Below are 14,068 nucleotides of genomic sequence, written 5' to 3'. Positions count from 1 at the left end.
ATGGACCCCCGCATCGTCGGCCGGCTGCGCTGCCCGGTCTGCGCGGAACCGCTCACCGAGGCCGCCACCGGGACCGCCCGGGCGCTGCGCTGTCCGCGCCGGCACAGCTTCGACGTGGCCCGCCAGGGGTACGTCGACCTGCTCGCCGGCCGGGCCCCGCACGCGGGCGACACCGCCGAGATGGTGGCCGCCCGGACCGACTTCCTCGCCGCCGGGCACTACGACACCGTCTCCGCCGCGCTCGCCGCCGCCGCGCTCGCCGCACTGCACGACGCGTCGGCGGCTGGCGCCCCCACCCCCGCCCCGCAGGCCCTTTGCTCTGCACCCACGGGCGCAACGGTGACGGACAGTGAGCGCTGCGTATGTGGGTGCAGAGCAAAGGGGACGCAAGCAGTCAGTCGTCCGCGCCCGGAGCCCGGCGGACCGGACACGCCCGCCCGCCCACCAGCCGCCCGCCCACCAGCCGCCGGGCCGACGGAGGGAGCGGGCCCCACATGCGGGACGGGCGTCGGGGCGTACCCGCTGGTGGTGGACGCCGGAGCGGGCACGGGCCGGCACCTCGCCGCAGTGCTGGCGGCGCTGCCCGACGCCGTGGGCCTGGCCCTGGACGTCTCCAAGCCGGCGCTGCGCCGGGCGGCGCGGGCCCACCCGCGCGCGGCGGCGGCGCTCGCCGACACCTGGCGGCGGCTCCCGCTGGCCGACGGCAGCGTCGCCGTGCTGCTCGACGTCTTCGCCCCGCGCAACGGCGCGGAGTTCCGCCGGGTGCTCCACCCGGCCGGCGCGCTGCTCGTGGTCACCCCGGCCGAGGACCACCTCGCCGAACTGGTCGACGCGCTCGGCCTGCTGAAGGTCGACCCGGACAAGGCCGACCGGGTCGCCGGGAGCCTGGCCGGCCACTTCGACCAGGCCGCCGAGAGCGTGCTGCGGGCCCGGCTGGAACTCACCGCTGGGGAGGTGGCCATCCTGGTCGGGATGGGGCCCAGCGCCCGGCACACGGACCCGGCCGTCCTCGCCGCCCGGATCGCCGCCCTGCCCGAGCCGGTCGGGGTGACCCTCGCGGTCCGGCTCGGCGTCTACCGCCCCCGCTGACCCAGGGCCCGCCGGTCAGGTGGACAGGTCGACCTCTTCCCAGCCCGGCGGTTCGTCGTGGTAAGGCCCGCGCAGGACCACGGCCCACTCCAGCGCCCACCGGCGCTGACCGATCGCGTTGGCGTCGACCAGGCCGGGCCGCGACCGCCCGTCCCGCTCCAGCTCCAGGTACGCCCAGTCGAGGCAGTAGTGCAGGTCGAGCAGGGCCGCCGCGTCGGCCGGGTGCTGGGGCGCGGCCAGGATACGGGAGCGCCAGCGTGCGAAGGTCTCCCCGCCCGCGATGTGCGGCAGCCGCTCCACCAGCCGTTCGTCGACCGGCAGCGTCGGATCGAGCTGCTTGGTCAGGCCGAGCACCCAGGCCAGCGAGAACAGCGCGTCGTGGTGCAGCACGAACGACCGGTGGTCGCCCCGGCCCCCCATCACGAACTGCCATTCCGGCGGGGTGACCATGTCGACCAGGTGGGAGTTGAGCAGCCAGCTCATCGCCGCCTGCGCGGGCATGCCGAAGCACCGGGCCAGGATCACGTGCAGCACGGCGATGCGCGCCTCGATCTCGACGGTCGGCCGCAGCTCGATCTCGTCGCCCGGCTCCCACACCAGCGGGAACTGCTCCGGTGGCAGCGGCAGCCCCAGCCGGGACAGCTCGTCCAGGCTGGCGTCACGGACCTCGCGCGGGTCGGGAGCGGGTACGCGCACGGCTCAGACCCCTGTCAGTCGCATCGGCTCACCGCCGGTCGTCCCCCTGGCCTGGGAGAATAGCGGTTCGCGGCGGTCGGCACCACGGCACCCGGAGGCAGCGCGGGCGCGGGGGCCGGGCGCGGGGGCGGGTCAGCCGATCCGCTCGATGACCAGAGGCTTCGGGGCCGGGGCGGTCGGCGAGATCCGTACCGCCCGGGCCGCCTCGGCCAGCGCCGCCGGGATCCGGGTCGCGTGTTCGGCGCGCAGCTCGTACAGCGGCTCGCCGGCCCGTACGGGGTCGCCGGGGCGCTTGTGCAGCACCACCCCCGACGGGACGCTCACCGGGTCCTCCTTGCGGGCCCGGCCCGCGCCGAGCCGCCAGGCGGCCACCCCGATCGCGTACGCGTCGACCGACGCCACGAAGCCGTCGGAGTCGGCGCGGACCACCTCCACCTCGGGTGCGGTGGGCATGGGTGCGTCCGGGTCGCCGCCCTGGGCGCGGATCATCGCCCGCCAGGCGTCCATCGCGCGGCCGTCGCGCAGCGCCGCCCCGGGGTCGGCGTCGGGCAGCCCTGCCGCGGCGAGCATCTCCCGGGCCAGGGCCAGGGTCAGCTCCACCACGTCGGCGGGCCCGCCACCGGCCAGCACCTCGACCGACTCGGTGACCTCGACGGCGTTGCCGACGGCCAGCCCGAGCGGGGTGGACATGTCGGTGAGCAGGGCGACCGTCCGCACGCCGTGCACGCCGCCGAGGTCGACCATCGTGCGGGCCAGCTCGCGGGCGTCGTCGACGGACTTCATGAACGCCCCCGAGCCGACCTTCACGTCGAGCACCAGCGCGCCGGTGCCCTCGGCGATCTTCTTGCTCATGATGGAGCTGGCGATCAGGGGGATCGCCTCCACGGTGCCGGTGACGTCGCGCAGCGCGTACAGCTTGCGGTCGGCCGGGGCGAGGCCGGCGCCCGCCGCGCAGATCACCGCGCCCACCTCGCGGAGCTGGCGGATGAACTCGTCGTTGGTCAGCGCGGCCCGCCAGCCCGGGATCGACTCCAGCTTGTCCAGCGTGCCGCCGGTGTGGCCGAGCCCGCGCCCGGACAGCTGCGGCACCGCGCCGCCGCAGGCCGCGACCAGCGGGGTCAGCGGAAGGGTGATCTTGTCACCGACGCCGCCGGTGGAGTGCTTGTCGACGGTCGGCCGGTCGACGGCGGAGAGGTCCAGCCGCTCGCCGCTGGCGATCATCGCGGCCGTCCACCGGGCGATCTCCGGCGCGGTCATCCCGCGCAGCAGGATCGCCATGGCCAACGCCGACATCTGCTCGTCGGCGACCAGACCCTTCGTGTACGCGTCGACGACCCAGTCGATCTGGGCGTCGCCCAGCACGCCGCCGTCCCGCTTGGCGCGGATGACGTCCACCGCCGTGAAGGCACTCATCAGTTCTCAACCACCCCACCGAATCGGGATCTCCTGCGGCGGCTCCCCCTCGCCGGCCCAGAAGATGGTGCCGGTCGCGTCCACCACCACGACGCGCGGGGTGCGGGCGAGCCCCCAGGCGACCGCCTCGGCCGCCTCGTCCCAGCTCGGGCCCTCCTCCAGCACGCCGGTCTCGGCGCCCTCGGTGTCCCCGGCCGACCGCTCCCAGTACGCCGTCCACACCTGCTGCCCCGCCGACAGGTCTGCGTGCACGAAGACGGTGCCCCGCCCCCGCCAGGCGGCCAGCCGGTCCGGCACCACGGGCACCGGCCGTTCGCCGGTCACCGCCTCCAGGTCGGCCACGTCGAACGCGTGCGGCAGCAGCTCGGCCATGGTCAGCGGGCCGCCCTTGGCCTCGATCAGGCAGGTCGGGCCGCCCTGCTCCCAGAGCAGTTGCCGGCACCGGCCGCACGGCATCAGCGGCTCGCCGGTGGCGTCGACGCAGGACAGGGCGACGATCCGGCCGCCGCCGGTGGCGTGCAGCGAGGAGACGACCCCGCACTCGGCGCAGAGCACCACCCCGTACGCGGCGTTCTCCACGTTGCAGCCGACCACGATCCGGCCGTCGTCGACGAGGGCGGCGGCCCCGACGGGGAACTTCGAGTACGGCACGTACGCGTGCCTCATCACCTCGGTGGCGGCGGCCCGCAGGCGCTCCCAGTCGATCTCGGTCATTTCACCATTCTGCCCAATTCACGCCGGTCGGCCCGCCAAGGGTGCCGCCGGACGGGGGTGTCGGCGTCAGCCCTTGATGTACGGCTTGCCGTCGGCGGCCGGCGCCCGGACCCGGCCGACGAGCCCGGCCACGGCCAGCATGGTCGCGAGGTACGGCAGCATCGCCAGGAACTGGCTCGGGATGCTGCTGCCGATCGCGCCGAGGTACGTGCCCAACTGGTCGGCGAAGCCGAAGAAGAGCGCCGCGAGCAGGGCGCCGGTCGGGCTCCACCGGCCGAAGATCAGTGCGGCGAGGGCGATGAAGCCCTTGCCGCCGATCATGTTCTTGGTGAACGAGTAGAGCGCGAGCGTGTACGACGCCCCGCCGATCCCGGCGACCACCCCGGCCAGCAGCACGTTGCGGTAGCGCACCCGCAGCACCTTCACGCCGAGGGTGTCGGCGGCGGTCGGGTGCTCGCCGACGGCCCGCGTACGCAGGCCCCACCGGGTCCGGAACAACGCGATGTGGATGACCAGCACCAGCAGCAGGCCGACGTAGAGGAAGAGGTTGCTGCGGAACAGCGCCGGCCCGAGCACCGGGATGTCGGAGAGCAGCGGGATCTCCCAGGCACCGAACCGGGGGGCGAAGTTGTACTTCTGCGCGTCGGTCTGCATCAGCCGCTCGTAGAGGAAGCCGGTGACGCCGACGGCCAGCAGGTTCAGCACGATGCCCATGACGACCTGGTCGACCAGGTAGCGGATGGCGAACACGGCGAGCAGCAGCGAGATGAACGCGCCGCCGATCGCGGCGGCGACCAGCCCCACCCACACACTGCCGGAGAGGCTGCCGAACAGGGCGCCGCTGAACGCCCCCATCAGCAGCTGGCCCTCGATGGCGACGTTGACCACGCCGGACCGCTCGCAGAGCACCCCGGCGAGGGCGCCGAAGATCAGCGGCAGGGCCAGGATGAAGGTGCCGCGCACCATGTTGACCATCGGCATAAAGTTGCGCCCCTCGGGGGCGGCCGAGACCTGCCAGCACAGGAACGACAGCACGAAGGCGACGATCCCGACCCCGAGCAGCGTGGTGAGCCAGCGCTTGCGCACCCCGGCGAGCAGGGCCACGCCGGCCGCGGCGGCGACGACGCCGAACAGGATCGCGCCGACCGTGCCGTTGATCTCCAGCGCCGCGCCGCCGTCGGTCTCACTGAGGGTGAAGCGGGCCTGCCGGTCGGTGGCGAGGGCCCCGAAGACCACCGTCGAGACGACCCCGAGCGCCAGCAGCACTGCGCCGATCTTGCGGGTACGGGTCCAGAAGCCCTCGTCGACCGGGGCCACCGCGACATCCTGGACAGCCAGGGTCTTCATGCCTTACCAGCCCTTCGCCAGGCTCGTCTGCAACCGGGCGGCGCGGGCGGCCCGGAGCTGGAAGATCGCCTTCACCAGGGCCGGCGCGGCGATGAAGATGACGATCAGCGCCTGGAGCACGGTGACCAGCTCCAGCGAGATGCCCGCGTACCCCTGCATCCGGTTGCCGCCGGCCTGAAGCGCGCCGAACAGCAGCGCGGCCAGCAGCACGCCCCACGGCTTCACCCGACCCAGCAGGGCCACCAGGATGCCGTCGAACCCGATCTGCGCGACCACCAGCGGGGTGAGCGCGTTCGCCGTGGAGCCGAGCACCATCTGACTGCCGCCGAGGCCGGCGAGCAGGCCGGCGATGGCCATCATCAGCACGTACGTGCGGGGGACGCTGATGCCGGCGGTGCGGGCCGCGTCGGGGTTGGCGCCGACCGCGCGCAGCTCGAAGCCGAACGTGGAGCGGTTGAGCAGCCAGGCGACGAACCAGGTGGCCAGGACGGCGAGCAGGATGCCGGCGTGCACCCGCAGGTTGTCGCCGAGCAGCCGGGGCAGCTGGGCGGAGGAGTCGACGGGCCGGCTGATGGCGTCGGCCCGGTCCGGGTTCTGCACGCCGCTCTGGATGATGATCCAGGACAGGAAGTACACCGCGACGTAGTTGAGCATGATCGTGTTGATCACCTCGTGGGCGCCGGTGCGCGCCTTGAGGATGCCCGGGATGAACCCCCACAGCGCACCGCCGGCCGCGCCGGCGATCACGGCGACGAGCAGGTGCAGCACCGGGGGCAGCGGCAGCAGGAAGCCGGCCAGCGCGGCGAGGATGACGCCGATCGTGGCCTGGCCCTGCGCGCCGATGTTGAACAGGCCGCCGCGGAAGGCGAGCGCCACCGACAGGCCGGTGAACACCAGCGGGGCCGTGTAGGTGAGCGTCTCCGAGATCGGGCTGAGCGCGGCGGTGAAGCCGGCCGCCTCCGGGTCGAAGATCGCACCCTTGAACAGGTTCGCGTACGCCTCGCTGACCACCGTCCAGCTGGCGTTCAGCGCGTCGGACGGGCGGGCGGTCACGTAGCCGTAGGTGGCCAGCACGTCCGGGTCCGAGACGATGATCAGCACGGCGCCGACGAGCATCGCCAGCAGCACCGCGAGCACCGTGACGGTCACCGTGTTGGCCGCCCACAGGTTGTCCAGGAACAGCCGGCCCAGGGAAGGCCGGTCCGGTTCCGGCTGCGGCTTCGGCGTGGTCGCCGTCGCGGCGCGGTCGACGCCGCCGACCGCCACCTGCGCGGCCTGCGCCTCGGTCGCCGGCTCCTTGTCGGGCGAGCCCGACACCGGGTTGGGGTTGCTCATGCCTCGTCCTCGCTACCGGGGCCGTCGGGGGCCGGGGTCGCCGTGTCGGCTTCCGGGGTCGCCGCGTCGGGGGTGATGCCGGCCATCAGCAGGCCGATCACCTCGCGGGGGGTGTCCGGGCCGACGATGCCGATGACCCGGCCGCGGTACATGACCGCGATCCGGTCGGCCAGGCCGATCACCTCGTCCAGCTCGCTGGAGACGACCAGGACGGCGGTGCCCACGTCCCGTTCCCGGATCACCCGGGAGTGGATGAACTCGATGGAGCCGACGTCGACGCCGCGGGTCGGCTGGGCGGCGATGAAGAGCTTCAGCGGCCGGGACAGCTCCCGCGCCACGATCACCTTCTGCTGGTTGCCGCCGGAGAGGGTGCCGACCGGCGCGTCCGCCGAGGGGGTACGGACGTCGAACTGCTCGATCCGTTCCCGCGCCGAGGACGCGATGGCGTCGGGTTGCAGGGACAGGCCCCGGCCGAAGGGCGGCCGGTCGTAGATGTCCAGCACCAGGTTCTCGGCGACGCTGAACTCCTTGACCAGGCCGTCGACGCTGCGGTCCTCGGGGACGTAACCGACCCCGGCGCGCAGCACCTTCTTCGTCGACCAGCCGTGCACGTGCTTGCCGTCGAGGGTGACCGTGCCGGCGAGGACGGGCCGCAGTCCCATGATCGCCTCGATCAGCTCGGTCTGCCCGTTGCCCTGCACGCCGGCCACGCCGAGCACCTCGCCCGCGTGCACGGTCAGGTCGACCCCGTCGACCGCGCGGATCTGCCGGTCGTCGTCGACGACCAGGCCGGCGACCTCCAGGATCGGCCTGCCGGGGGTGGCGGGCTGCTTGTCCACGGTCAGCCGGACGCTGCGGCCCACCATCAGGGCGGCCAGCTCGTCCCGGCTGGCGCTCGGCGAGGCGGTGCCGACGGTCTTCCCGCGCCGGATCACGGTGATCCGGTCGGCGATGGCCTTGACCTCGCCGAGCTTGTGGGTGATGAAGACGATCGACTTGCCGGCGGCCTTGAGCGACCGCATGACCGTGAGCAGTTCCTCGGTCTCCTGCGGGGTGAGCACGGCGGTCGGCTCGTCGAGGATCAGCAGGTCGACGTCCCGGGTGAGGGCCTTGACGATCTCCACCCGCTGCTGGATGCCGACCGGCAGGTCCTCGATCACCGCGTCCGGGTCGACGCGCAGGTGGTAGCGCTGCGAGACCTCGGCGACCTCGCGCCGGGCCCGCCGCCGGTCGAGGAACCCGGCGAGGCCGCCCTTGACCTGCTCGGCGCCGAGCATGACGTTCTCGGCCACGGTGAAGACCGGCACCAGCATGAAGTGCTGGTGCACCATGCCGATCCCGGCCGCGATCGCGTCGGACGGGCCCTTCAGCTTCAGCGGCGCGCCGTCGACCAGGATCTCGCCCTCGTCGGGCTGGTAGAGCCCGTAGAGCACGTTCATCAGGGTCGACTTGCCGGCGCCGTTCTCGCCGAGCAGGGCGTGGATCTCTCCAGGCTCCACCGTCAGGTCGATGTGGTCGTTGGCGACCAGCTCACCGAACCGCTTGGTGATGCCGCGCAGTTCGAGTCTCAGCGCAACCTCCTGGAGTGCGAGCGATGGTGCAGCGTAGCCGCTGCCGAGCCGTCGGTCACCGGGTCCGCCCGGGCGTCGGGTGGTGCGGACCGGCCGCCCCGACCACGCGGGTGGTGTGCCCGCGTACGTCGAGGCGGCCGGTCGTCGTGCCAGGGGTCCGCCGGCCCCGCCGCCGGGATCGCGGCGGGGTGGCGGGCGGTCACTTGGCCGGCTGGGCCTTCGAGGTGACCGTGATGGTGCCGGCGGCGATGTCGGCCTTGATCTTCTCGACCTCGGCCTTCAGGTCCGCCGGGACCTTGCTGTCGAACTCGTGGTACGGGGCGATCGACACGCCGTTGTTGGCGAGCGTGCCTACGAAGCCCGGCTCGGCCTGGAGCTTCTCCCCGCCGGCGGCCTTGACCACGGCGTCCTTGACGGCGTCGGCGATGTTCTTGACCACGGTGGTCAGCAGCGCCGGGCAGTTCGGGGTGCTCTCACAGCCGTCGGCGTCGACCCAGATGACCGAGTACTTGCCGCCGGAGGCCTGCGCCGCCGCGGTGGTGCCGAGGCCCGCGCCGCCGGCGACCGGCATGATGATGTCGGCGTTCTGGGCGACCAGGGTGTCGGAGACCTTCTTGCCCTCGTCCTGCTTGACGAAGTCGTTGGTGAAGGAGCCCTTCTGGGTGGCCTTGTCCCAGCCCAGGACCTGGACGTTCTTGCTCTTGGTCTTGTTGTAGTACGCCACGCCGTCGACGAAGCCGTCCATGAAGATCGTCACGGGCGGGATCGGCAGGCCGCCGTAGGTGCCGACCTTGCCGGTCTTGCTCATCCCGGCGGCCAGGTAGCCGGCCTGGAACGCGGCCTGCGCGGTGTCGAACTGCATCGGGTAGACGTTCGTCTCCGGCAGCTTCGAGTCGACGATCCCGAACTGCTGGTTGGGGTTCGCCTTCGCGATCTTCGAGGTCGCGTCGCTCATCAGGCCACCGACGGCCAGGATGAAGTCGCACTTCTGGTTGACGAACTGGGTCAGGTTGACCTCGTAGTCCGCCTCGGCCTTCGACGCGACGTACTTGATGTCGATGTTGCTGTTGGCCTTCTGGGCCTCCTGCAGGCCCTTCCAGGCGGAGGTGTTGAACGACTTGTCGTCGATGCCGCCGACGTCGGTCACCATGCAGGCGCTGTACTTCTTGGCGCCGGCGTCACCAGTGCCGGTGTCGTCCTTGGGGGCCTCGCCACACGCGGCGGCGCCCAGCACGAGCCCACCCGCCACGAAGGCGGAGGCGATCCGCATCCCACGCACAGAGCGCAAGACGTCTCCTTCCCATTGCACACCGCTCTGCGCGGTGGCAGCCCTTGAGCCGGCCTGCTTTGTCGCCGCCGGCGTCCCACGTTACGGACGGGAGCGTACGCCCGCGCCCACCCACCGGCCGACAATCGTGCACGACTGTTGAGTGCCTGTTACCCCTACGTAACCCTTGGGTGGGGCACATCACTTCTCGTGCCGGTAATGGACCGGTCGGGCGTCACGAACGTCCGGTTCCCGCAGTCTCTCCCCTGGCCAGGACGTTACCGCCAGAAGACCGCCACCGCCGCGTTGACCAGGGTCAAACCGACGATGGCGAGGAAGTGGCCGCGGTTGACCGACTCCCGCTTATGGGAGAAGAAGACCATGACAAAGATCAGCAGCGCGAGCACCAACTTGGTAACAAGTTTGGCGGGGGCCGGTTCGTCGCCGTCGCGCAACGGGGCGGACAGCCCGATTCCGGTCAGCAGGCCGATGACCGACCCCCAGAGCATGGCCGCGTTGATCCGCAGCCGACCGCCGACGTACTGGGCGATCGCGCCGCCGAGGAGCAGCGCGAACCCGATCAGGTGGACGTAGAGGAGTACCAGGCGAAGAGGTTCCATCCGGCCATCCTCCCCCATCAACGACATCCTGTAGTAGGGGCCCGCCGGGGCGCGGGTCAGGGAGTTCCTGGTGCGGCTGCGCCACGTCGGCGGGCCGCCGCCACCAGGGCGAGGCCGGTCAGGGCGTAGCCGGCGAGCACCGCGAGCGACCGGCCGGAGCCGGCCCCGCCGAAGAAGGCGACCGAGCGCAGCAGCGTGCCGCCCGCACCCACCGGCAGCCACTGCCCGACCGTCCCCCACGGCTGGGGCAGCAGCTCCGGGGCTACGCCGACCGCCGAGAGCGGGTTGCCGACCAGGAAGACCAGCAGCGCGCCGAGCCCGATGCCGGGGCGGCCGAGCACCGCGCCGAGGCCGGCCACCGCCCCGCCTGCGGCCAGCGCGAACAGGCCGATCGCGGCCGCCTCGGCCCACGGGTCTCCGCCGAGGACCCCGAGCCAGCCGTGCAGCACCGCCACGCCGGCGAGGCCGGCCAGCACCGCGTACCCGACCAGGCCGGCGAGCCGCGCCGCCCGGCCGGGGACCAGCAGGGTCAGCAGCGCCCCGGCGAGCATGCCGCTCAGCGCGAGCGGCAGGAACCCGGCGGCGAACCCCGCGCCCCGCGGGTCGTCCGGGTCGGCGGGCACGACCTCGGTCACCGGCACCGGCCGGCCGTCGGCGAGCCGCGCGGACGCCTCGGTGAGCAGGACGGCGACGGTGGGGCTGGCGGCGGGGGCGGTGTGCAGGGAGACGCCGCCGGGGCCGACGACCCAGGCGGCGTACACCTCACGGTTTCGCAGCGCCCGGTCTGCCGCTGCGGCGTCGGGCAACGTGGTCACCGCGAACGCGCCGGGGCCGGTGGCGGCGAGCCGGCCGGCGAGGTCGACGGCGGCCGGCGCGGGGCCCGCGACGGCGACCGGCAGGTCGCGCGGCGCGAGGTGCGTCGCCGGGGCCGCGAACAGGGGTACGAGCAGCGCCTGCGCCACCACCGCGAGCGCGGCGACGCCGAGGGCGAGCAGCAGCGGCGACCGGAGTCTGGCCATCTCCACTCCTTAAAACGAATGTTCGTTCTCTTAAGGATGAGAGTGCGCCCGAGGCGGTCACGGCGTCAAGAACGAGCGTTCGTTTTACACTGAGAGGCGTGCCACGCGTCTCCGACGAACACCTCGCCGCCCGCCGCCAGCAGATCCTCGACGCCGCCCGCCGCTGCTTCCTGCGCGACGGCTTCCACCGCACCACCATGCAGGACGTGATCGCCGAGGCCGGGCTGTCGGTCGGCGCGGTCTACCGCTACTTCCCCAGCAAGAACGACCTGATCACCGCGATCGCCCAGTCCGTGGTCGGCGGCGCGGACCAGGTCTTCGCCGGGCTCACCGCCGCCGACCCGCCGCTGCCGCTGGTCGAGGCGCTCGACCGTGCCCTCACCTACGTCGACGGGCAGGCCGGCCCCGACGGCATCCTGCCCCTGGCCCTACAGGTGTGGAGCGAGGCGCAGCGCGACCCGGCCCTCGCCGAGTTCGTCCGGGCCACGTACGACCGGCTGCGCGGGCACTTCGCGGCGCTCGCCGCGCGCGCCCGGGACGCCGGCGAACTACCCCCCGACGCCGACCCGGAGGCCGTCGGGGCGGCCCTGTTCGGCCTGGTCCCCGGCTACTTCACGCAGAAGCTGCTCACCGGCGCCCCGGACCGGGCCACCTACCTGGCCGGCGTCCACACCCTCCTACGGCAGAAGGAAGGCCCCTATTAACGCTTTCGGTAGAGAAGGGAACCTCTCTCACGCCGAGTGTCAATAGCGGGCCCTTCCCAGGGGCTCGTCAGGGTCGCGGCTTGCCGAAGCCCTGACTCGCGCCGGAGTCCGATTGCGACGGCCTGACCGATGCTGTCGGCTCCGCCCCAGGCGACATGCCCTTCGGCTCCTACGGAGCTGCCCCGTCCACGCTCCCACCCCACACCCCCACACCCCCGCACGCGCCGGTAGCACAAACGGGGCAGCTCCGTAGGAGCCACAGCAAGGCAGGCCACCCGGCGAAAGACGCCCTACAGAAGCCCGCCCGTCGCACCGGCCCCCACCGCCAGCCTTGCCGACCCCGACCCCGACCCCGAACGCCGCCGCCCCGGCTACGCCACGCCCGCCCGGATCAGCGACGATGGCCCCTCCCCACCAGTTCACGCTCGGAGACCAGCACGACTATGCCGAGGCCCCGGGGGCCCTTCCTTCAACTACAGGCGCCAGAGTTGGAAGGTGGGGCCGTCGGCGGGGAGGGTCACCATGCCGTCGGCGTCCGGGCGCAGCGCCGGGGCGCCTCCGTAGGCGTTCTCCCCTGCCGGCAGGCCGGCGATCCGGAGCGGGGTGCCGGTCGAGCGCCGGGCCAGCACCAGCACGCCGCCGGTGGGCGTCTCGCGCAAGAAGACCAGCGTGTCCGCGTCGACGTGCACCCAGCGCAGGCCGCCGTGGCGCAGCGCCGGCTCGGCGCGGCGCAGCCCGATCAGCCTCCGGTACGCGGCGAACGTGCCCGCGTCCCAGCTGCCCGGCCGGTGCCACGGCATCGGGGTACGCGAGCCCTCCCCGTTCGCCCCGGTCAGCCCCAGCTCGTCCCCGGCGAAGATCACCGGGGTGCCCGGCAGGGTGGCGAGCAGCCCGGCGGCCACCTCCTGCCGGGCGGCGTCGCCGACCACGGTGCGGATCCGGGCCGAGTCGTGCGAACCGAGCAGCTGCCACGAGTGCACGTACGACCGCCAGGAGACCAGCGACCGGTAGGTGTCCATGGTGGCGCGAATCGCGTGGGCGTCGCGTCGCCGCACCCCGCCGGGGGTGCCGAGGAAGTTCGGCACCGGCTCGGACCGGTGGCGCAGCCAGGACCAGACCGGGTCGGTGAAGCCGACGTAGTTCATCGTGCCGTGCCAGCCGTCACGGTCCAGGTCGCCGGTGTGGTCGTGGCCGTGCTCGGCGAGCAGCAGCCCGTCGGGGCGCGTCTGCGTGACCACCTCGCGCAGCAGCCGCGCCACCTCGTGGGTGTACGCGTCCGCGCCGCGCCGCCCGGTCATGTTCGCCACGTCGACCCGCCACCCGTCGAGGGAGTACGGCGGGCGCAGCCAGCGGCGCAGCAGTGAGTCGCCGACGGTGGCGAAGCGGCGGCGCAGCTCGGCGCTGCCCCAGTTGAGCTTCGGCAGCGACTTCACCCCGTTCCACGACTCGTAGTCCCCACGGTCGGGGTCGAAGTAGTACAGCTCCCGTTCCGGAGCGGTCGCGTCGGCGACGGCGGCGGTGAACCAGTGGTGGGCGTCGCCGGTGTGGTTGCTGGTGATGTCGCCGAGCAGCCGCCAGCCCCGGCGGTGCACCGCCTCGGCGAGCCGGGCGAGCGCGGCGTCCCCGCCGAGCAGCGGGTCGACGGTGTCGAAGCTGGCCGCGTCGTAGCGGTGGTTGGAGCGGGCCGGGAAGATCGGGGTGAGGTAGACGGTGTTGACGCCGAGTCGGTCGAGGTGGTCGAGCCGCTCGGCGATGCCGTCGAGGTCGCCGCCGTAGAACTGGCGGGGGGTCTGCGGGCCACGCCCGATCACCGGGGTGTCCCAGTCGCAGGGGATGGCCCAGTCGGGGGCGGTGCGGCCGTCGGCGGCGGCGGAGCGGGCGAACCGGTCGGGGAATATCTGGTAGATCACCGCGTCCCGGGCCCAGGCGGGCGGCGGGGCGTGGCTGACCAGCGTGAAGTCGCCGTTGTCGGGCACGTCGTGGTCGGCGAGGCCGGCAGCGGTGAGCCACCGGTAGTCGCCGCGCGCGTCGGTGAGCATGAACCGGTAGTTGCTGACCGGGTTGCGTACCTCGACGTCGGCGCGCCACCAGACGTCGGAGCCGGTGCGGCGGTCGACGACAGCCTCGGCGAAGCGCGGCTCGCCGTCGGGCGTGCTGCGCACGTGCACGGTGCGCACGTCGGCCCCGGCGGGGACCCGGACGAAGACCGGGACCCGCTGTCCGAGGGCGGGTTCCTGCTCGGGGACGTAGGTGGCGGAGCCGTCGTGGTGTGGTGGCAGATGCATGGTTCCCT

Annotated in this window: 12 protein-coding genes; 2 read left to right on the top strand and 10 right to left on the bottom strand. The window is 73.1% G+C overall.

The genetic code is table 11. From position 1 onward, the window contains the following. The gene (locus ACFT41_RS22570; protein ID WP_377588580.1) at window positions 1–1,089 is read left to right on the top strand and encodes a putative RNA methyltransferase; all 1,089 of its coding nucleotides are present in this window, start codon (window positions 1–3) and stop codon (window positions 1,087–1,089) included. A 15-nt stretch (window positions 1,090–1,104) separates the two neighbouring features. Here the strand turns inward: ACFT41_RS22570 and ACFT41_RS22565 are convergent, their stop codons facing one another. From ACFT41_RS22565 to ACFT41_RS22525, 9 genes are all read right to left on the bottom strand, one after another. After that, on the bottom strand, window positions 1,105–1,785 hold the full coding sequence (locus tag ACFT41_RS22565) for a DUF4272 domain-containing protein (protein ID WP_377588570.1): 681 nt from the start codon (window positions 1,783–1,785) through the stop codon (window positions 1,105–1,107). A 132-nt stretch (window positions 1,786–1,917) separates the two neighbouring features. Next, window positions 1,918–3,198: a thymidine phosphorylase gene (locus ACFT41_RS22560; protein ID WP_377588569.1), complete on the bottom strand. Its 1,281-nt coding sequence runs from the start codon at window positions 3,196–3,198 to the stop codon at window positions 1,918–1,920. Between the two features lie 6 nt (window positions 3,199–3,204). After that, a complete protein-coding gene (locus tag ACFT41_RS22555) occupies window positions 3,205–3,912 on the bottom strand; it encodes a cytidine deaminase (RefSeq protein ID WP_377588568.1) in 708 nt (235 codons plus the stop codon). 66 nt (window positions 3,913–3,978) lie between these two features. Then, window positions 3,979–5,259, bottom strand: coding sequence for an ABC transporter permease (locus ACFT41_RS22550; RefSeq protein WP_377588567.1), 1,281 nt, complete (start codon window positions 5,257–5,259; stop codon window positions 3,979–3,981). A 3-nt stretch (window positions 5,260–5,262) separates the two neighbouring features. Further along, window positions 5,263–6,594: an ABC transporter permease gene (locus ACFT41_RS22545; RefSeq protein ID WP_377588566.1), complete on the bottom strand. Its 1,332-nt coding sequence runs from the start codon at window positions 6,592–6,594 to the stop codon at window positions 5,263–5,265. Continuing rightward, window positions 6,591–8,105, bottom strand: coding sequence for an ABC transporter ATP-binding protein (locus ACFT41_RS22540; protein ID WP_377613968.1), 1,515 nt, complete (start codon window positions 8,103–8,105; stop codon window positions 6,591–6,593). Before ACFT41_RS22540 ends, ACFT41_RS22545 begins: the two co-directional genes overlap by 4 nt. Before the next feature lie 259 nt (window positions 8,106–8,364). Beyond that, entirely contained in the window at window positions 8,365–9,435 is a 1,071-nt protein-coding gene (locus ACFT41_RS22535) for a BMP family protein (RefSeq protein WP_377588765.1), read from the bottom strand. A gap of 275 nt (window positions 9,436–9,710) precedes the next feature. Then, window positions 9,711–10,052 (bottom strand): hypothetical protein, encoded by a 342-nt coding sequence (locus tag ACFT41_RS22530; protein ID WP_377588764.1) that lies wholly within the window; start codon window positions 10,050–10,052, stop codon window positions 9,711–9,713. A gap of 56 nt (window positions 10,053–10,108) precedes the next feature. Then, window positions 10,109–11,071 (bottom strand): hypothetical protein, encoded by a 963-nt coding sequence (locus tag ACFT41_RS22525; protein ID WP_377588763.1) that lies wholly within the window; start codon window positions 11,069–11,071, stop codon window positions 10,109–10,111. Window positions 11,072–11,169: 98 nt separating this feature from the next. Between ACFT41_RS22525 and ACFT41_RS22520 the strand changes: the two genes are divergently transcribed. Next, complete coding sequence (locus ACFT41_RS22520) at window positions 11,170–11,775, top strand: TetR/AcrR family transcriptional regulator (protein WP_377588762.1); 606 nt, start codon at window positions 11,170–11,172, stop codon at window positions 11,773–11,775. Between the two features lie 473 nt (window positions 11,776–12,248). Here ACFT41_RS22520 and ACFT41_RS22515 read toward each other — a convergent pair whose 3' ends face one another. Further along, window positions 12,249–14,060 (bottom strand): glycoside hydrolase family 13 protein, encoded by a 1,812-nt coding sequence (locus ACFT41_RS22515; protein WP_377588761.1) that lies wholly within the window; start codon window positions 14,058–14,060, stop codon window positions 12,249–12,251. Between the last annotated feature and the right edge of the window lie 8 nt (window positions 14,061–14,068).

Origin of the sequence: Micromonospora sp. NPDC057141 (assembly GCF_042670805.1) — a bacterium.
In the GTDB taxonomy this organism is placed as follows: Bacteria; Actinomycetota; Actinomycetes; order Mycobacteriales; family Micromonosporaceae; genus Micromonospora.
The sequence above is the reverse complement of the archived record's forward strand: the minus strand, read 5'-3'. Positions and strand labels throughout refer to the sequence as shown.